This window comes from Nocardia sp. NRRL S-836, assembly GCF_001279525.1.
Classification (GTDB): domain Bacteria; phylum Actinomycetota; class Actinomycetes; order Mycobacteriales; family Pseudonocardiaceae; genus Lentzea.
In genome coordinates this window covers 19,057-36,067 of sequence record NZ_LGDY01000141.1, presented here as the reverse complement: position 1 = coordinate 36,067, position 17,011 = coordinate 19,057, and the positions used below count along the sequence as shown (strand labels likewise).

General features: G+C 69.9%; 20 protein-coding genes. 12 read left to right on the top strand and 8 right to left on the bottom strand.

Going from position 1 to position 17,011, the window contains the following annotated elements:
- The 4 genes from ADL03_RS38945 to ADL03_RS38930 all read left to right on the top strand — a co-directional run.
- Positions 1-797, top strand: a 797-nt coding sequence (locus tag ADL03_RS38945) for an ABC transporter ATP-binding protein (protein ID WP_157529665.1), incomplete at its 5' end; no start/stop codon positions are given.
- The gene (locus ADL03_RS38940) at positions 794-2,521 is read left to right on the top strand and encodes an ABC transporter ATP-binding protein (RefSeq protein ID WP_053738661.1); all 1,728 of its coding nucleotides are present in this window, start codon (positions 794-796) and stop codon (positions 2,519-2,521) included. The genes ADL03_RS38945 and ADL03_RS38940, both read left to right, overlap by 4 nt.
- 437 nt (positions 2,522-2,958) lie before the next feature.
- Positions 2,959-3,324, top strand: a complete 366-nt coding sequence (locus tag ADL03_RS38935; RefSeq protein ID WP_053738668.1) for a F0F1 ATP synthase subunit epsilon — start codon at positions 2,959-2,961, stop codon at positions 3,322-3,324.
- A 22-nt stretch (positions 3,325-3,346) separates the two neighbouring features.
- Entirely contained in the window at positions 3,347-3,778 is a 432-nt protein-coding gene (locus ADL03_RS38930) for a DUF2550 domain-containing protein (protein ID WP_053738660.1), read from the top strand.
- 32 nt (positions 3,779-3,810) lie between these two features.
- On the opposite strand, the gene ADL03_RS38925 is transcribed toward ADL03_RS38930, so the two are convergent.
- Positions 3,811-4,383 (bottom strand): cob(I)yrinic acid a,c-diamide adenosyltransferase, encoded by a 573-nt coding sequence (locus tag ADL03_RS38925; protein ID WP_053738659.1) that lies wholly within the window; start codon positions 4,381-4,383, stop codon positions 3,811-3,813.
- A 35-nt stretch (positions 4,384-4,418) separates the two neighbouring features.
- Between ADL03_RS38925 and murA the strand changes: the two genes are divergently transcribed.
- Entirely contained in the window at positions 4,419-5,690 is a 1,272-nt protein-coding gene (gene murA / locus ADL03_RS38920) for a UDP-N-acetylglucosamine 1-carboxyvinyltransferase (protein WP_053738658.1), read from the top strand.
- 9 nt (positions 5,691-5,699) lie between these two features.
- Here the strand turns inward: murA and ADL03_RS38915 are convergent, their stop codons facing one another.
- Positions 5,700-5,987: a hypothetical protein gene (locus tag ADL03_RS38915; protein WP_053738657.1), complete on the bottom strand. Its 288-nt coding sequence runs from the start codon at positions 5,985-5,987 to the stop codon at positions 5,700-5,702.
- Between the two features lie 32 nt (positions 5,988-6,019).
- On the opposite strand from ADL03_RS38915, the gene ADL03_RS38910 reads away from it, so the two are divergent.
- Both ADL03_RS38910 and ADL03_RS38905 read left to right on the top strand, forming a co-directional pair.
- Positions 6,020-8,086, top strand: coding sequence for a protein meaA (locus ADL03_RS38910; RefSeq protein ID WP_369809066.1), 2,067 nt, complete (start codon positions 6,020-6,022; stop codon positions 8,084-8,086).
- 17 nt (positions 8,087-8,103) lie between these two features.
- Complete coding sequence (locus tag ADL03_RS38905; RefSeq protein ID WP_082373860.1) at positions 8,104-8,862, top strand: enoyl-CoA hydratase-related protein; 759 nt, start codon at positions 8,104-8,106, stop codon at positions 8,860-8,862.
- Here ADL03_RS38905 and ADL03_RS38900 read toward each other — a convergent pair.
- A complete protein-coding gene (locus ADL03_RS38900) occupies positions 8,777-9,631 on the bottom strand; it encodes a helix-turn-helix transcriptional regulator (RefSeq protein WP_157529664.1) in 855 nt (284 codons plus the stop codon). The two genes, ADL03_RS38905 and ADL03_RS38900, sit on opposite strands and share 86 nt — an antisense overlap.
- A gap of 102 nt (positions 9,632-9,733) precedes the next feature.
- Between ADL03_RS38900 and ADL03_RS38895 the strand changes: the two genes are divergently transcribed.
- Positions 9,734-10,432: an SDR family oxidoreductase gene (locus tag ADL03_RS38895; protein ID WP_053738654.1), complete on the top strand. Its 699-nt coding sequence runs from the start codon at positions 9,734-9,736 to the stop codon at positions 10,430-10,432.
- Between the two features lie 29 nt (positions 10,433-10,461).
- On the opposite strand, the gene ADL03_RS38890 is transcribed toward ADL03_RS38895, so the two are convergent.
- The 3 genes from ADL03_RS38890 to ADL03_RS38880 all read right to left on the bottom strand — a co-directional run bounded on the left by ADL03_RS38890 (position 10,462) and on the right by ADL03_RS38880 (position 12,412).
- Entirely contained in the window at positions 10,462-11,355 is an 894-nt protein-coding gene (locus ADL03_RS38890) for an IS982 family transposase (protein WP_053738653.1), read from the bottom strand.
- A gap of 62 nt (positions 11,356-11,417) precedes the next feature.
- Positions 11,418-11,825 carry a hypothetical protein gene (locus tag ADL03_RS38885; protein ID WP_053738666.1) on the bottom strand — a complete coding sequence of 136 codons (408 nt, stop codon included), beginning with the start codon at positions 11,823-11,825 and terminating at the stop codon, positions 11,418-11,420.
- Positions 11,822-12,412 carry a DJ-1/PfpI family protein gene (locus ADL03_RS38880; protein ID WP_053738652.1) on the bottom strand — a complete coding sequence of 197 codons (591 nt, stop codon included), beginning with the start codon at positions 12,410-12,412 and terminating at the stop codon, positions 11,822-11,824. The genes ADL03_RS38885 and ADL03_RS38880 overlap by 4 nt, the downstream gene beginning before the upstream one ends.
- A 107-nt stretch (positions 12,413-12,519) precedes the next feature.
- Here ADL03_RS38880 and ADL03_RS38875 point away from each other — a divergent pair, with 107 nt between their 5' ends.
- Complete coding sequence (locus ADL03_RS38875) at positions 12,520-13,446, top strand: GlxA family transcriptional regulator (RefSeq protein WP_053738665.1); 927 nt, start codon at positions 12,520-12,522, stop codon at positions 13,444-13,446.
- Here the strand turns inward: ADL03_RS38875 and ADL03_RS38870 are convergent.
- A complete protein-coding gene (locus ADL03_RS38870) occupies positions 13,443-13,937 on the bottom strand; it encodes an NUDIX hydrolase (RefSeq protein ID WP_053738664.1) in 495 nt (164 codons plus the stop codon). The two genes, ADL03_RS38875 and ADL03_RS38870, sit on opposite strands and share 4 nt — an antisense overlap.
- 96 nt (positions 13,938-14,033) lie before the next feature.
- Here ADL03_RS38870 and nucS point away from each other — a divergent pair, with 96 nt between their 5' ends.
- The gene (gene nucS, locus ADL03_RS38865; protein WP_053738651.1) at positions 14,034-14,693 is read left to right on the top strand and encodes an endonuclease NucS; all 660 of its coding nucleotides are present in this window, start codon (positions 14,034-14,036) and stop codon (positions 14,691-14,693) included.
- Positions 14,694-14,709: 16 nt separating this feature from the next.
- On the opposite strand, the gene ADL03_RS50330 is transcribed toward nucS, so the two are convergent.
- Positions 14,710-14,838, bottom strand: a complete 129-nt coding sequence (locus ADL03_RS50330) for a hypothetical protein (RefSeq protein WP_255353451.1) — start codon at positions 14,836-14,838, stop codon at positions 14,710-14,712.
- 195 nt (positions 14,839-15,033) lie between these two features.
- Here ADL03_RS50330 and ADL03_RS38860 point away from each other — a divergent pair, with 195 nt between their 5' ends.
- A complete protein-coding gene (locus tag ADL03_RS38860; RefSeq protein WP_197289034.1) occupies positions 15,034-16,716 on the top strand; it encodes a sodium:solute symporter family protein in 1,683 nt (560 codons plus the stop codon).
- Between the two features lie 11 nt (positions 16,717-16,727).
- Complete coding sequence (locus tag ADL03_RS38855; RefSeq protein ID WP_053738649.1) at positions 16,728-16,964, top strand: hypothetical protein; 237 nt, start codon at positions 16,728-16,730, stop codon at positions 16,962-16,964.
- Positions 16,965-17,011 lie beyond the last annotated feature (47 nt).

Below are 17,011 nucleotides of genomic sequence, written 5' to 3'. Positions count from 1 at the left end.
TGTCCGCGGATGTGCGGGCCGATGGGTACCGGGTGGCCGTGTGGCACAGCTGGGTGCAGGTGATGTGGGTGCTGCCCGTGCTGTTCCTGGCGGTGGTCACGTGGATCGTGGCGCGGATGGCGGTGAGCGGGGAGATCACCGTTCCCGAGATGGTGGCGGTCTACCTCTACGTCACCACGTTGCTCGTGCCGGTCAGTTTCCTGGTGGAGTCGGCAGACTCGGTGCCGCGAGCGTTGGTGTCGGCACGGCGGGTCGTAGAGCTGCTGGCGTTGCGGCCGGACGAGGGGGAGCGGGCGGCGGGGATCGCGGTTCAGCGCGGTGCGTTAACGGTGGTCGTGTCGGCGGATGCGGAAGCGGCTCGGGAGGTGGTGGAGCCGTTGGGGTTGGTGGCGGACAACGACGACTACCTGTTCCGCGGCACGGTGCGGGAGGCCGTCTCGGTGGCGCAGCACGACGAACTGGCGTTGGAGCAGGCGGTGTGGGCTGCTGCTGCGGTGGACGTCGTGGAGGCGTTGCCGGACGGGTTGGAGTCACAGCTGGAGGCGCAAGGGCGCAACGTGTCCGGCGGGCAGCGGCAGCGGTTGCGGCTTGTGCGGGCCCTGCTCAGTGCGCCGGAGGTGCTGGTGCTGGTGGAGCCGACGTCGGCGCTCGACGCGGTGACCGAAGGGGTGGTCGCGCGGCGGGTGAAGCAGGTGCGGGACGGGCGGACCACGGTGGTCGTGTCGTCGTCGCCGTTGTGGGTGGGGCAGGCGGACCACGTGGTGCGCCTCGACCCGGCGCTGGAGGAGAGCCGGTGACCCGGTTGCCGGTCGCGGACCGGCAGGAGGTGCGGCGGGCGGCGCTGCGGCTGATGCGGGGCGAACGCGGTGCGCTGGTGGCGGTGTCGCTGCTCACCCTCGCGACGGCGCTGGCCGGGTTGGTCGGGCCCTACCTGCTGGGCAAGATCGTGGGTGGGATCCAGCGCGGTGGACTGACCTTGTCCACTGTGGACTGGATGGCGGCCGGAGTCCTGGGGACGGCGGTGGTGCACCTGGTGCTGGTGCGGTACAGCAGTCTGCTGGCGACGCGGCTGGGTGAGCGGGTGCTGGCGTCGTCGCGGGAGGAGGCGGTGGCGCGCTCGCTGGCGTTGCCGGCGCGGGTGGTGGACCGGCTCGGTGTCGGTGACCTGCTCACGCGCGTCACGAGCGACGTGGGCACCGTTGGCGTGACGCTGCGGGACGGCGCGCCCGAGGTGTTCACCGGCGTGGTGCACCTGGCGGTGGTGTTCGTGGCGGTCTTGCTGCTGGACCCGGTGCTCGGACTGGCGGCGCTGACCGGGATGCCGGTCGTGGCGTGGGTGCTGCGCTGGTACCTCCGGCGGGCGCGGACCGCCTACCTCGCGGAGAGCGAGGCCGGTGCGGACGTGGCCGAGCTGACCGCGGCGGTCGGCGAGGGCAGCAGGACCATCGAGACCTACGGGCTGCGGGCGCGGGTGGTGGCGGCCTCGGACGGGGCCATCGCCGTCTCGCACGCGACCCGGATGCGGACCTTGTTGCTGCGCAGCGTGTTGTTCCCGGTCGTCGAGTTCGTCAACGTGCTGCCGACCGCGCTGGTGCTGCTGGTCGGTGGTCTCTCGCACCTCTCCGGCTGGGTGGGGATCGACGTCGTGGTCACCGGCAGCCTGCTGGTGTGGCGACTGGTCGACCCGATGGACCGGATTCTGTTCTGGGCGGAGAACCTCCAGCGCGGTGCGGCGTCGTTCGCGCGGGTCGAGGGGATCGGGGCGCAGGTCGAGCCCGCACGGGAGACCGGTGTGCCCGACGGTGACCTCATCGAGCTGCGCGGGGTGCGGTACTCCTATGTGGACGGACACGAGGTGTTGCACGGCGTGGACCTCGTGGTGCAGCCGGGCGAACGGCTCGCGGTCGTCGGCGTGTCCGGTGCGGGCAAGTCGACGCTGGGACGGTTGATCGCCGGGGTCGACCGGCCGAGGGAGGGATCGGTGCTGGTCGGCGGCGTGCCGGTCGCGGACCTTGTGGCGGCGGGCGATCAACGAGTCGTGCTGGTGACGCAGGAGCACCACGTCTTCATCGGCACCCTGCGGGAGAACCTGGCGATGGCGGCTCCCGGCGCGCCGGACGAGCGGCTGGCCGAGGCGTTGCGGACAGTGGGTGCGCGGTGGGTGGAGGCGCTGCCGGACGGGCTGGACACGGTGCTCGGCGCGGGTGGTGTGACGCTGGGCCCCGCTCAGGCACAGCAACTCGCGCTCGCCCGGGTCGAGGTCGCCGATCCGCACACGCTGGTGCTGGACGAGGCCACGTCGTCGCTCGACCCGGCGACGACCCGGCACGCCGAGCGCGCGATAGCGGCCGTGCGGGAGAGCCGCACGGTGATCGCGATCGCGCACCGGCTGCAGACCGCGCGGGATGCCGACCGGATCGCGGTCGTCGACGCCGGCCGGGTCGTGGAGCTGGGCACGCACGACGAGCTGGTTGCCCTCGACGGCACGTACTCGGCGCTGTGGCGGTCGTGGCACGGCTGACCACAACGGGACGACCGTGGTCCGGCCGGACTGCCACAGCGCGACCTCCGTGGCGCCTGACGGGGCGAGCCCTGCGTCCTCAGGGCCGAGCAGTGCGCGCGCTTGGGGGAGCAGGAGGCCCTGGCCGTCCGGCAACGTGATCCGCACCGGCATCACGGCATCGGGCACGACCGAGCCGGCGGGAGTGGTTGTCGCCCAGAACACCCTCGGTGCCGCTGAGACGTCAGTCTCGGCAACACGGGCTATGGCTGCAAGTCGCCGCCGCACAACAGGTCTGCGGTGCGCGGCAAGGCTTGCGCGCGCAGCGCCACGAACTCCCCGAACCCGTGCACGTCCCCCTCCGGCGGTCGGCGAACGCGCTGACACCGGGCGGGGCGGCAAGGGTGTCAGGCGACCGTTTAGACTCAGTTCGACTCCAGACGACGAGGGAGATGCGCGTGGCCGAGATGACCGTTGAACTGGTCGCCGTTGAACGCCGCCTGTGGTCCGGTGAGGCCACTTCCGTTTCGGCGCAGACGACCGAGGGCGAGATCGGCATCCTGCCCGGTCACGAGCCCGTTCTCGGTCAGCTGGTCGAGGGCGGTGTGGTGCGAATCCGCACGACGGACGGCGCACTGGTGACCGCCGCCGTGCATGGTGGCTTCCTGTCCGTGACCGGTTCCGGCGTATCGATTCTCGCCGAGGACGCCGAGCTCGCGGGCGAGATCGACGTGGACGCGGCGCGATCGGCGCTGCAGGACGCGGACGACGCAGAACGCGCACGTGCGACAGCGCGTGTGCGGGCCGTGGAACAGTCGGCCTGAGACCGGGCGCGAGGGCCCAGCCATGGGGATCACCGAGATTGCCGGATCGATCCTTTTCGTGGCGGCGGTCGTCATCGCCTACTTCGCCTGGCGCCGGATCCGGCTGCTGCGCGAAGGCGGCGTGCACGTCGCCCTGCGCAGCCGGTTCGACGACCGCGGACGGGGCTGGCACCTCGGCGTGGGGCACTACCGGGGCGACTCGTTCGCCTGGTTCCGGGTGCTTTCGCTGGGGTCCCGTCCGGACGAGATGATTTCCAGAGACGGCCTTGAGATCGACGCGCGGCGGGAGCCCACGGGGCCCGAGGCGTATGCGATGCCGGTGGGGGCGACGGTGCTGCGGTGCCGGTCCGCGTCGGGTGAGGTCGAGATCGCGATGGGCCCGGATGCGCTGACAGGATTCTTGTCCTGGTTGGAGTCAGCGCCTCCGGGCCGGTCCATTCCCTGGGCTAGTTGAAAGACGCCTTCAGCGGGTCGCTGCCCCGGCTGTCAGGCGTTGCCGCCGGGCTTCCAGAGCACGTCGCCGTCCGGGTTGGCCACCCGCGCCAGGATGAACAGCAGGTCCGACAGGCGGTTCAGGTACTTGGCCGTCAGGACGTTCGTGCGTTCGGCGTCGGCTTCGACGAGTGACCAGGCGCGGCGTTCCGCGCGGCGGGCGATGGTGCGGGCCTGGTGCAGCAGGGCTGCGCCGGGGGTGCCGCCGTTCAGGATGAACGAGTCCAGTGTGGCCAGGCGCTCGTTGAACGTGTCGCAGTAGCTCTCCAGGCGGTCCACGTAGGCCTGGGTGATGCGCAGCGGTGGGTACTTCGGGTCGGGGACGATCGGGGTGCAGAGGTCTGCTCCGACGTCGAAGAGGTCGTTCTGGACCTTGCGGACGACGTCGTGGACGTCGTCGGGCAGGGAGCCCAGGGCCAGGGCCACGCCGAGGGACGCGTTCGTCTCGTCGACGTCGGCGTAGGCCTCGATGCGCGGATCGGTCTTCTGGACGCGGGAGAAGTCGCCGAGACCGGTCGTGCCGTCGTCGCCCACGCGCGTGTAGATCTTGGTGAGATGCACCGCCATGGCTGGCACTCTATGGCCCTACGTAGGATTGCCGCGTGAGCGAGCATTTCCGGGTACACGGCGGCGCGCGTCTGGTCGGCGAGGTCGAGGTCGTCGGCGCCAAGAACAGCGTCCTGAAGCTGATGGCGGCTGCCCTGTTGGCTGAAGGGACGACAACCCTCACCAACTGCCCGGACATCCTGGACGTGCCGTTGATGGCGGACGCGTTGCGCAGCCTGGGGTGCGAGGTCGAGCTCGACGGTGACGTGGCGAGGATCACCACGCCCACCGAGCTGAGCTACCACGCCGACTCCGAGGCGATGGGCAAGCTGCGGGCCAGCATCTGCGTGCTCGGGCCGCTGGTCGGACGGTGCAAGCGGGCCGTCGTGGCGTTGCCGGGCGGGGACGCCATCGGGTCGCGGCCGCTGGACATGCACCAGAGCGGGCTCGAGAAGCTCGGGGCCAAGACGTGGATCGAGCACGGGTGCATCGTCGCCGAGGCCGAGGGGCTGCACGGCGCGCAGATCTGGCTCGACTTCCCCAGCATGGGGGCCACCGAGAACATCCTGATGGCGGCCGTGCTGGCCAACGGCACGACGGTCATCGACAACGCGGCGCGCGAGCCGGAGATCGTCGACCTCTGCCTGATGCTGACCCAGATGGGCGCGAAGATCGAGGGCGCCGGCACGTCCACGCTGACGGTGCACGGTGTCAGCGAGCTGAAGCCGACCGAGCACCGGGTCATCGGTGACCGGATCGTCGGTGCCACCTGGGGCTTCGCCGCCGCCATGACGCGGGGTGACGTGCGGGTGCGCGGGGTGAACCCGCACCACCTGGACCTGGTGCTGGAGAAGCTGCGCATGGCGGGCGCCGAGGTGACCGTCTACGAGGGCGAGGACGAGGGCTTCCGGGTGGTCATGGAGGGGCGGCCGAAGGCGGTCGACTTCGTGACGCTGCCCTATCCCGGCTTCGCCACCGACAACCAGCCGTTCGCCATCGCGCTGTCCGCGGTGTCCGAGGGCACCGCGATGATCACCGAGAACCTGTTCGAGGCGCGGTTCCGGTTCATCGACGAGATGATCCGGCTCGGCGCCGACGCGCGCACCGACGGGCACCACGCGGTCATCCGCGGCGTCGACAAGCTGTCGAGTGCGCCGGTGTGGGCGTCGGACATCCGGGCCGGTGCGGGGCTGGTGCTGGCCGGGCTGTGCGCGGACGGGGCCACCGAGGTGTACGAGATCTTCCACATCGAGCGCGGCTACCCCGGCTTCGTGGAGAACCTCCGCAAGCTCGGCGCCGACGTGGAGCGGGTCAGCTCCGAGTCCTGACCCAGGCGGTCAGGTCTTGAGCACCAGCCGCGCGTTCGCGACGTCCGCGGGCCACACCATCACCCGGTAGGGCGCGTTGCGCGAACGCGTGGCCTTGACGCCGTTCTGCTTCAGCTTCCGCACGAGGACGTTCGCCGCCTCCTCCGTGGGCACGAGCGCGACCTCGCTCAGCAACCCGAAGTCCGTGCCGTCGAGATCCGGCACGGGCCTCCGGTCGTTGCCCACGAAGTAGCGCAACAGCAGCGCCAGCAGGCCGAGCACCGTGAACACGACGACCGTCTGGTAAATCAGCGTCACCGCTTCATCATGCTCTTTCCGGTCACGATTCAGTGAGCAAGCGCACGCGCAGCATTGGTTACCGGCCAGTACGCTCCGGACAACGACGCTGTTCGGGAGGTGCTGTGCCGTACCCAGCTGACCGTGAACGTGACCGCCCCTGGGTGATGCGCACGTATGCGGGCCACTCGTCGGCCGCCGCTTCCAACGCGCTCTACCGCCGCAACCTCGCGAAGGGGCAGACCGGCCTGTCGGTGGCGTTCGACCTGCCCACGCAGACCGGCTACGACCCCGACGACGAGCTCGCCAAGGGCGAGGTCGGCAAGGTCGGTGTGCCGATCAGCCACATCGGCGACATGCGGCAGCTCTTCGACCAGATCCCGCTCGGCAGCGCCAACACGTCGATGACGATCAACGCGACGGCCATGTGGCTGCTCGCGCTCTACGTCACCGTGGCCGAGGAGCAGGGCGCCGACCCGTCGGCGCTGGCCGGCACCACGCAGAACGACATCATCAAGGAGTACCTGTCCCGCGGCACCTACGTGTTCCCGCCGGGACCGTCGCTGCGGCTGATCACCGACATGGTCGCGTGGACCGTGTCGAACGTGCCGAAGTGGAACCCGATCAACATCTGCAGCTACCACCTCCAGGAGGTCGGCGCGACGCCGGCGCAGGAGGTCGCGTACGCGATGTGCACGGCGATCGCGGTGCTCGACTCGGTGCGCGACTCAGGTCAGGTGCCGCAGGAGAAGTTCGGTGACGTCGTCGCCCGCATCTCCTTCTTCGTGAACGCCGGTGTGCGGTTCATCGAGGAGATGTGCAAGATGCGCGCGTTCGCCCAGCTCTGGGACGAGATCACGCTGGAGCGCTACGGCGTCGAGAACCCGAAGCACCGCCGGTTCCGCTACGGCGTGCAGGTCAACTCCCTCGGCCTGACCGAGGCGCAGCCGGAGAACAACGTCCAGCGCATCGTGCTGGAGATGCTCGCGGTGTCGTTGTCCCGCAACGCCCGTGCCCGCGCGATCCAGCTGCCCGCGTGGAACGAGGCACTGGGCCTGCCGCGGCCGTGGGACCAGCAGTGGGCGTTGCGCATGCAGCAGGTGCTGGCCTACGAGACGGACCTGCTGGAGTACGAGGACGTCTTCGACGGCTCGCCGGTCATCGAGGCCAAGGTCAACGAGATCCTCGCCGGTGCGCGGGAGGAGATCGACCGCGTGCAGGCGATGGGCGGCGCGGTCGCGGCCGTCGAGTCCGGCTACATGAAGTCGCAGCTGGTGTCGTCGCTGGCCGACCGGCGGCGCCGGGTCGAGTCCGGCGAAGAGGTCGTCGTCGGCGTCAACAAGTTCGACACCACCGAGCCCTCGCCGTTGCAGGCCGAGGGTGCGAACGCGATCGAGACCATCGACCCGGTCGTCGAGATGCACGCCGTCGAGGCGATCCGGCAGTGGCGTGCCTCCCGTGACAACGCCGCGGTCGAAGCGGCGCTGGACGCGTTGCGCGAGGCGGCGAAGACCGACCGGAACCTGGTCGAGGTGACGCTGGCGTGTGCGCGCGCCGGTGTGACGACCGGGGAGTGGTCGCAGGCGTTGCGGGACACGTTCGGCGAGTACCGGGCGCCTACGGGTGTCTCCGGTGCCTCGGCGTCCGGCGAGGCCGGCTCGGAGATCGCGCGGGTGCGCGACCGGGTGCGCGCGACCAGCGAGGAGATCGGCGAGCGGCTGCGGATGCTGGTCGGCAAACCGGGGCTGGACGGGCACTCCAACGGCGCCGAGCAGGTCGCCGTGCGGGCCCGCGACGTCGGCTTCGAGGTCGTCTACCAGGGCATCCGCCTGACGCCGTCGCAGATCGTGGCCGCGGCGGTGCAGGAGGACGTGCACGTCGTCGGCCTGTCGATCCTGTCCGGGTCGCACCTGGAGGTCGTGCCGGCGGTGGTCGACGGGCTGCGCGCGGCCGGTGCCGGGGACATCCCGGTGATCGTCGGCGGCATCATCCCGCCCGACGACGCCGCGAAGCTGCGCGAACGCGGTGTGGCGCGCGTGTTCACGCCCAAGGACTACGAGCTGACCGAGATCATGGACGAGATCGTCACCGTGATCCGTGAGGTGCGTTCACCGGCGTAGGGCCCTAGATTCGCGGAATGGTCGACGTTGCGCGCGATGGGTCGGTAGTCCGGATCACGATGAACCGCGCGGCCAAGCGCAACGCGCTGTCCGCCGAGCACCTGGCGGAGCTGCTGGAGGCGTTCCGCGAGGCCGGTGCGTCGGACGCGGCGGGCATCGTGCTCGGCGCCGAGGGACCGGTGTTCAGCGCCGGCCACGACTTCGCGGACGTGCACGCGCGCGACGAGGAGGGCGTGCGGCTGCTGCTGGAGCTGTGCACGGTGCTGATGAAGACGATCCAGTCCGTGCCGCAGGTCGTGATCGCACGCGTGCAGGGGCTGGCGACGGCGGCCGGGTGCCAGCTGGTGGCGTCGTGCGACCTGGCCGTCGCCGCCGACACCGCGGGGTTCTCGTTGCCCGGCGGGAAGGCCGGGTGGTTCTGCCACACGCCGGCGGTGCCCGTGGCGCGGTCGATCGGCCGCAAGCGGTTGATGGAGCTGGTGCTCACCGGTGACGTCATCGACGCCGCCACCGCCGTGGAGTGGGGCCTGATCAACCGCGCGGTGCCGGCCGACGCGCTGGACACCGAGGTCGACGACCTGCTGGCACGGGCCACCCGCGGCTCGCGGGCGTCGAAGGCGGTCGGCAAGCGGACCGTCTACGCCCAGCTCGACCGGCCGGAGGCGGAGGCCTACGACATCGCGCTGGCGGTCATGACCGAGACGTCGCAGTCCCCGTCAGCCACAGAGGGACGGGCGTCGTTCCTGGAGAAGCGGCAGCCCGTGTGGCCCGACTAGTGGCGAGCAGCCTCAGCGCGTCGGCGTTCGGGCCGGGTTCCGCCTGGTAGACCACGAGGGACTGGCCGGGCGCCTCGCGGACGTCGAACGAGTGGTAGGCGAGCTGCAACCGGCCGACCGCGGGGTGCACGAACTCCTTGGCGTCCTGGGTCTTCCCGCGCACCTCGTGCTGCTCCCACAGCTCCTCGAACACCGGGTTGCGGCTGAGCTCGGCGACCATCCGCTCAAGGCGCCGGGACCTCGGGTCGGCGGTCTGGCGCAGGTGCGCGACGGTGCTCTGCGCGACCCAGTGCCAGCGCGGGTAGAAGCTCGTGGCGGCCGGGTCGAGGAACGTCATCCGCGCCGCGTTGTCGGCGGGCGTGAACGGCTCGTACAGGGCTTCGGCCAGCGCGTTCATGGCGAGGATGTCGAGCAGCGAGTTCATCACGAACGCCGGCATGTCGTGCATCCCGCTCATCAGCTGCCGCAGTTCGGGGCTGACCACGTTCGTCTCGTGGCCCTCCTCGGCGACGACCCCGGCCAGGCGGTGCAGGTGCGCGCGGGCGTCGGCGTCGAGGCGCAGGGCCCGGCTGAGGGCGTCGAGGACCTGGGCGGACGGGTTGGTCTCGCGGCCCTGCTCCAGCCGTGCGTAGTAGTCGGCGCTCACACCGGCCAGCACGGCGACCTCCTCCCGGCGCAGGCCCGTGACCTTGCGCGGAGTGTGCGAGGGCAGGCCCGCGTCCTTCGGGTCGACGCGGGCGCGGTGGGCTTTCAGGAACTCGCCGAGCACGTCTCCGAGCCTATTGGTGCGGATGCGTTCCTGCCCGGGTGTGGCACACCTAGGCAGAAGGCGTCCTGGTCGGCGCTGTCGCCGCTGGCCATCGTGGTGGCCATGAGCAAAGTTGTGGTGATCAGTGGAGCGTCCAGCGGCATCGGTGCGGCCACGGCCCGCGTCCTGGCGAAGGCCGGGCACCGCGTGTTCCTGGGCGCGCGGCGGGTGGACCGGCTGGCGGCGCTGGCGGAGGAGACCGGCGGCGGCTACCGGGAGCTGGACGTGACCTCGCGGGCGTCGTTCCAGTCGTTCGTGGACGCGGCGGTCGAACGGTACGGGCAGGTCGACGTGCTGGTGAACAACGCGGGCGTCATGCCGTTGTCGCTCATGGACTCGCTCAAGGTCGACGAGTGGGACCGGATGGTCGACGTCAACATCAAGGGCGTGCTGAACGGCATCGCGGCCGTGCTGCCGCGGTTCACCGGCGGCGGCCACGTCGTGAACGTCGCCTCGATCGGCGCGCACATGGTGATGCCGACCGCCGCCGTGTACTGCGCGACGAAGTACGCGGTGTGGGCGATCTCCGAAGGCCTGCGGCAGGAGCGCGACGACCTGCGGGTCACCGTGATCTCGCCCGGTGTCACGGAGTCCGAGCTGGCCGACACCATCACCGAGGACTACGCGGCGGACCTGATGGCGGACTTCCGCAAGGGCGCGCTGCCCGCGTCGGCGATCGGTGAGGCCATCACGTACGCCGTCGCGCAGCCCGCCGAGGTCGACGTGAACGAGGTCGTGGTGCGGCCGACGTCCCAGCGGTAGCCCGCGCTAGACGAGTAAGTCCTAACTGATCAGTGGTCGTAGGCGATCAGTGAGCGGGTGATGGGCTGGCCGGTGGCGCGGTTGTGCCAGATCGCGGCGGTCAGCGCGAGCACGCGTTGGGCGATGCGGGCGGTCACGCCGTCGATGGTGCGGCCGCCGTGCAGCTCGAGGTCGAGCTGGCCTTTGAGGGTGTCGTTGACCGACTCGATCAGCTGCCGGACGGGTTTGAGCAGGTGCTCGGCCGGGTGCGGGGTGCGGTTGCGATATGACGGGCGCAGCAGCCGGACTCCGCGTTCGGCCAGGAACGCGTCGAGCTCGCGGGAAACGTAGCCCTTGTCCGCGATGATCAGCAGACCGGGCCGGTCCGCCAGCACGGACGGGTCGTGGTCCAGGATTGCCATCAGCACTTGGCGCTCGTCGATCTTCGGGTTGGCCAGCGCCCAGGTGACCGGCAGGCCGGCCGGGGTGCATACCAGGTGCAGGCGCAAGCCCCAGAAGAACCGTGAATGCGATGAGCAGTAGCCGTAGCCGGCCCAGCCGGCCAGTTCGGAGCGCTTGGTGGTCTCGCGGGAACGGCCGCATTCGACCGGGGTGGAGTCCACGACCCAGGTCGCGTCGGTCCACAGGTCGGTGTCGTGCGCGAGCATGCGGATGACGTGCTTGAGCAGCGGAACCGCGGTGCGCAGCCGCTTGTTGTAGCCGGATTGCTGTGGCAGGTAGGAGAAAGCGCCGGGCAGGTGACGGGGCAGGAACCTCAGCCATCGAGCTTCGGAGCGGATGCCCAGCAAGGCTTGGGCGACGGCAAGAGTCAGCAGTTCGGCGTCGGTCAGCCGTGGTGGCCGTCCGATCCGGGCGAGCCTGCCCAGGTGGTCATCGATCTTGACGTAGAGTGCGGTCAGAAGGGTGTTCAGGTCGGTCCTCACAAACTGATCTTGAACACCCTTTGTCCGTCTCCAGCCACCACCCGGACTTAGGACTTACTCGTCTAGGCGCCCGTGGTGGAGCCGGGCCGCAGGATCATCAGCACGGTCACGGTCGCCCAGAGCAGGTTGAACATCCCGGTGTACATGGCCAGGTGCTTGACGTTCCCGGTCTTCAGCGCCTGTTCCTGGCCGGGGAGGACCTTGAGGGCCAGCAGGAACGCGGCGGCGGTGGTGAGCGCGACCGACACGACCACCCACGGGTGACCGGTCACGCCCATCACGCCGGCCGTCGCGAAGCCGAGGACCGGCACCGAGATGCCGATCAGGGCGTAGACCCGGCAGATCCGGTGCAGCAGCGCCGCGTTGCCGTCGGTGGCGACGGCCTTCGGGAACATGCTGGCCGCCACGGTGACCGGGCCGATCGCGATGATGGCGGCGAGGACGTGCAACGAGAGGAAGAGCTTGCTCATGCCGCGCTCCACACGGTGCCGCGGCGCTCGTGGGCGAACATCGTTTCCAGCTCGACGGCCTTCTGCGCGCCGATCTCGCGTTCGACCAGGTAGAGACCGAGGTCCACGCCCGAGGTGACGCCGGCGGCGGTGACCAGGTCGCCGTCGTCGACGAGGCGGGTGCGGACGGCGGTCACGCCCATGGCCTCCAGCGCGTGCAGGCCGAGGTGGTTGGTGGTGGCGGTGCGGCCGGTGATCAGGCCGGCCATCGCGAGCACCAGCGAGCCGCCGCACACCGTCGCGACCGTCAGGCCGGCCCGCTCGACGGCCCGCCGCAGCGGTGCCCCGAGCGTTCCGGCGGCCTTGCCAAGCAACGCGAGGATCTCGTCCTCGGTGCCGGCGACGGCTCCGGGAACCACGACCAGGTCAGCGTGGTCCGGGTCCAGCCCGGCCGTCGCCGCCAGGGAGAAGCCCAGGCCACTCGGCACGTCGCGCGGTCCTTCCGCCGACACCAGCTCGACGTCCATGCCACCACCGGACAGCGTCTCGAACGGGCCGATCGCGTCCAACGGGTCGAAGCCGTCGAACAACACCACTTGCGCTCTCACTTGCCACTCCTTCGGTCTGTTGATCACACCGTAGGAGCGGGACCGGTGGGGGAGGAGTGGCTGGAATGCCATGTTCCAACGGATTCTCGCCAGCTATCGTGGTGGTCGTGCACGAGGTGGCCGTGGTGGTGATGGACAGCGTGGTGCCGTTCGACTTCACGGTGCCGCTGGAGGCGTTCCACCGGACCGGGCGGTACCGGGTCCGGCTGTGCGGTCCGAGGAGGACGGTCAGCACCGAGCTGTTCGAGCTGAAGGTGCCGCACGGCTTGGAGTTGCTGTCCGAAGTGGACACGATCATCCTGCCCGGCCACGCCGCCTCGCTCGTGGTGCCACCGCGGGTCGTCGAGGCGGTGCGCGCCGCGGCCGCGCGAGGAACCCGGATCGCGTCGATCTGCTCGGGCGCGTTCGTCTTCGCGGCGACCGGCCTGCTCGACGGGATGCGGGCGACCACGCACTGGCTGGCGGCGGCGGAACTGGCGGCACGCCACCCGGCCGTGGACGTCGACCCGGACGTGCTCTACGTCGACAACGGCCAGTTCCTCACCTCCGCGGGTGCCGCGGCGGGACTGGACCTGTGCCTGCACATGATCCGGCGCGACCACGGCTCCGCGGCGGCGGCCGACGCGGCCCGGCTGGCCGTGATGCCGCTGGAACGCGAGGGCGGCCAGGCGCAGTTCATCGTCACGCCACCGGTGGCGCCGCAGGGTGCCGGGCTCGAACCGCTGCTGCGGTGGCTGGAGGCCAACGCCGCCCGCGACCTGGCGCTGGCGGACGTGGCCGCCCACGCCGGGATGAGCACGCGCACGTTGAACCGGCGGTTCCGCGAACAGACCGGCACGACACCGTTGCAGTGGCTGCACCGGGCGCGCATCCGCCAGGCGCAGCACCTGCTGGAGACGACGAGGCACCCGGTGGAGCTGATCGCGAGCCGGGTCGGGTTCGGCTCGGCCACGGCGTTCCGCGACCGGTTCAAGCGGATCGCCGGGACCTCACCGCAGAGCTACCGGGCCGCGTTCCAGGGCGGTCAGGCCTAGGGCTGGGCGTGCTCGTGCAGCAGGAGCAGCGTGTACGCGGCGATCGACTGCGCGTCGGTGATCTCCGACTTCGCGATCATCGCCTCGAACTCGGCACGGGCGAACCACGCCGAGCGCATGTCCTGCTCCTCAGGCTCCCGCTCGTGGAAGCCCTCCGTGAGGTCGGTCGCGAGGAACACCCAGCCGCGCTGCGACGACATGCCCGGCGCCACGTCGATCACGCCGAGTTCGACGAGCTTGCCGGCCCGCAGCCCGGTCTCCTCGCGCAGCTCACGGGCGGCCAGGGCGAGCGGGTCGGAGTCGGCGCGGTCCGGCGCGGTGCCCTGCGGGAACTCCCACCGCCGCAACCCGAGCGGGTAGCGGTACTGCTCGACGAGCCGCACGCGTTCGCCGTCGAGCGGGATGACCAGCGCGTAGTCCGGCTTGTCCACCACGCCGTAGATGCCCTTTGTGCCGTCCGCGCGCAGGATCTCGTCCTCGCGAACGGTCATCCACGGGTTTGCGTACACCTGACGGGTGCCGAGGCTTTCCACGGCACGGACCGTACCTAACGACTCGTTCGCGGGCGCACCCCGTAGCCTGTCGCGGTGCGTCTCGTCATCGCTCGCTGCCAGGTCGACTACGTCGGACGACTCACCGCCCATCTGCCCATGGCCCAGCGACTGCTGCTGGTCAAGGCCGACGGCTCCGTGTCGATCCACTCCGACGACCGCGCGTACAAGCCGCTGAACTGGATGAGCCCGCCGTGCTGGCTCATCGAGGACCCGGACATCTGGACCGTGCAGAACAAGGCGGGTGAGAAGCTGATCATCACCCTCGACGAGGTCCTGCACGACTCCAAGCACGAGCTCGGCCCCGAACCCGGCCTGCAGAAGGACGGCGTCGAAGCCGACCTGCAGAAGCTCCTCGCCAAGCACGTCACCACCCTCGGCGACGGCTGGACCCTGGTGCGCCGCGAGTTCCCGACCGCCATCGGCCCCGTGGACCTGATGTGCCGCGACGCCTCCGGCGCGTCGGTCGCCGTGGAGATCAAGCGCCGCGGCGAGATCGACGGCGTGGAACAGCTGACCCGGTACCTGGAGCTGCTCAACCGCGACCCGCTGCTCGCGCCGGTGCGCGGGGTGTTCGCGGCGCAGCAGATCAAGCCGCAGGCGCGGGTGCTGGCCGAAGACCGCGGGATCCGGTGCGTGGTGCTGGACTACGACGCGTTGCGGGGGATCGAGCCGGACGAGTTCCGCCTGTTCTGATCAGCGCCTGTTCTGATCAGCCGAGGCCGGGAGAGCCCGCCGACGCCTGCGAACGGAAGTAGAAGAGGGTGAGCCAGTCCTCGAGCGGCCCGAACGGGTAGTCGGCTCTGCGCGTTTCCAGGGCACCGCACATCAGGCAGGTCACGTCGGCAGTCTCGATGGCGTGAACCGCACGCGCACCCGGTTTTGGTGTCTCACCCGGCTTCAGTGAGCGACTCCTCGCACATCGTGGTTTTGTGATCAAGCCATCGGGGTAACAAGGCCCGCACCCGGAGTAGCGTTGCCTCCTGGTCGTTGATGTTCGACTCTGTTCGAGTTTGGGAGGTGAGCGGTGTCGGTGATGGCTGAGGCGGACCTGCGGCTTGATGCGGGACCGATCGACTACGCGTTGCTCGTCATCTACTTCGCCGTGGTGCTCGGCATCGGCCTGATGGCCCGGCGATCCGTCTCCTCCAGCCTCGACTTCCTGCTGTCCGGGCGGTCGTTGCCCGCGTGGGTGACCGGCCTCGCGTTCATCAGCGCGAACCTCGGTGCGCTCGAGCTGATGGGCATGACGGCCAACGGTGCGCAGTACGGCATGGCGACCGTGCACTACTACTGGATCGGCGCCATCCCCGCGATGGTGTTCCTCGGTCTGGTGATGATGCCGTTCTACTACGGCTCCAAGGTGCGCAGTGTTCCCGAGTTCATGCGCCGCCGGTTCGGCAAGCCGGCGCACCTCGTCAACGCCATCAGCTTCGCCGTGGCGCAGATCCTGATCGCGGGCATCAACCTGTTCGCGCTCGCGGTGATCATCGACGCGCTGCTCGGGTGGCCGCTGCCGGTGTCGATCGTGGTCGCGGCGATGGTCGTGCTCGCGTACACGACGCTCGGCGGGCTGAGTGCCGCCATCTACAACGAGGTGCTGCAGTTCTTCGTGATCGTGGCCGCTCTCGCGCCGATCACGATCCTCGGCCTGATCAAGGTCGGTGGCTGGCAGGGGCTGGTCGACAAGGTCACCGACGCCGAGCAGCTGTCCGCCTGGCCCGCCACCGAGCTCACCGGCATCAACAGCCCCGTGTGGAGTGTCATCGGGCTCGTGTTCGGTCTTGGGTTCGTGTTGTCGTTCGGTTACTGGACGACGAACTTCGCCGAGGTGCAGCGCGCGATGAGCGCGAAGTCGATGTCGGCGGCCAAGCGCACACCGATCATCGGTGCGTACCCCAAGGCGCTCATCCCGGCGATCATCATCATTCCCGGCATCATCGCCGCGGTGATCGTGCCGGAGATGGCGCAGCTCAAGGCGGGCGACACGAGCAGTGGCGTGGTCTACAACAACGTCCTGCCGCTGCTGATGCGCGACCTGCTGCCCAACGGCATCCTCGGCGTCGCGATCACGGGTCTGCTGGCCAGCTTCATGGCCGGTGTCGCGGCGAACGTCAGCTCGTTCAACACGGTCTTCACGTACGACCTGTGGCAGGACTACATCAAGAAGGACCGGCCGGACGAGTACTACCTGCGGATCGGGCGGCTCGCCACGGTCGGCGCGTGTGTGCTTGCGATCGGCACGGCGTTCATCGCGGCCGCGCTCGGCGGGTCCAACATCATGGACTACATCCAGGCGCTGTTCTCGTTCTTCAACGCGCCGTTGTTCGCGACGTTCATCCTGGGCATGTTCTGGAAGCGGATGACGCCCACCGCCGGCTGGGTGGGTCTGCTCGCGGGCACGCTCACCGCGATGTTCATCTACGCCGTCTCGGAGCCGTCGTTCGGCATCGGGCTGCTGGAGCTGCCCGGTCAGGGCGCGAGCTTCCTCGGCGCGGGTCTCGCGTTCGTGGTGGACATCGTCGTGAGCGTCGCGGTCAGCCTCGTCACGCGGCCGAAGCCGGACAGCGAGCTGGTCGGGCTGGTCTACAGCCTCACGCCGAAGAAGGACCGCTCGCACTCCACCACCGGCGAGGACGCGGGCTGGTACCGCTCGCCCGCCCTGCTCGGCGGCGGAGTGCTGGTGCTGACGACCGTTCTCTACGTCCTGTTCGGCTGAGGGAGGCCGTCATGAGGTTGTTCGACCTGCGACTGATCATCGCTTTCCTCTTCGGCCTGTACGGCGTTGTACTGGTCGTCGTCGGGCTCGCGTTCACCTCGGACGCCGACCTGGAGAAGGCCGAAGGGGTCAACATCAACCTGTGGGCCGGCATCGCCATGGTGGTCATCGCGGTGTTGTTCGCCGCGTGGGCGATGCTGCGGCCTCAGTTCGCGGACACGGAAAAGCAGCCGCTCAAGGAGCTATGACCGCGGACGGGTGGGGTAAACGGGGTTGAAGGCCTCGATCGTCCACG

Bases quoted from the DNA above. Each gene is read 5' to 3' on its own strand.
- ADL03_RS38930 (WP_053738660.1), top strand. From the start codon at position 3,347: ATGGGGATCACCGAGATTGCCGGATCGATCCTTTTCGTGGCGGCGGTC.
- ADL03_RS38925 (WP_053738659.1), bottom strand. From the start codon at position 4,383: ATGGCGGTGCATCTCACCAAGATCTACACGCGCGTGGGCGACGACGGC.
- ADL03_RS38905 (WP_082373860.1), top strand. From the start codon at position 8,104: ATGGTCGACGTTGCGCGCGATGGGTCGGTAGTCCGGATCACGATGAAC.
- ADL03_RS38895 (WP_053738654.1), top strand. From the start codon at position 9,734: ATGAGCAAAGTTGTGGTGATCAGTGGAGCGTCCAGCGGCATCGGTGCG.
- ADL03_RS38885 (WP_053738666.1), bottom strand. From the start codon at position 11,825: ATGAGCAAGCTCTTCCTCTCGTTGCACGTCCTCGCCGCCATCATCGCG.
- ADL03_RS38870 (WP_053738664.1), bottom strand. From the start codon at position 13,937: ATGACCGTTCGCGAGGACGAGATCCTGCGCGCGGACGGCACAAAGGGC.
- ADL03_RS38860 (WP_197289034.1), top strand. From the start codon at position 15,034: ATGGCTGAGGCGGACCTGCGGCTTGATGCGGGACCGATCGACTACGCG.
- ADL03_RS38855 (WP_053738649.1), top strand. From the start codon at position 16,728: ATGAGGTTGTTCGACCTGCGACTGATCATCGCTTTCCTCTTCGGCCTG.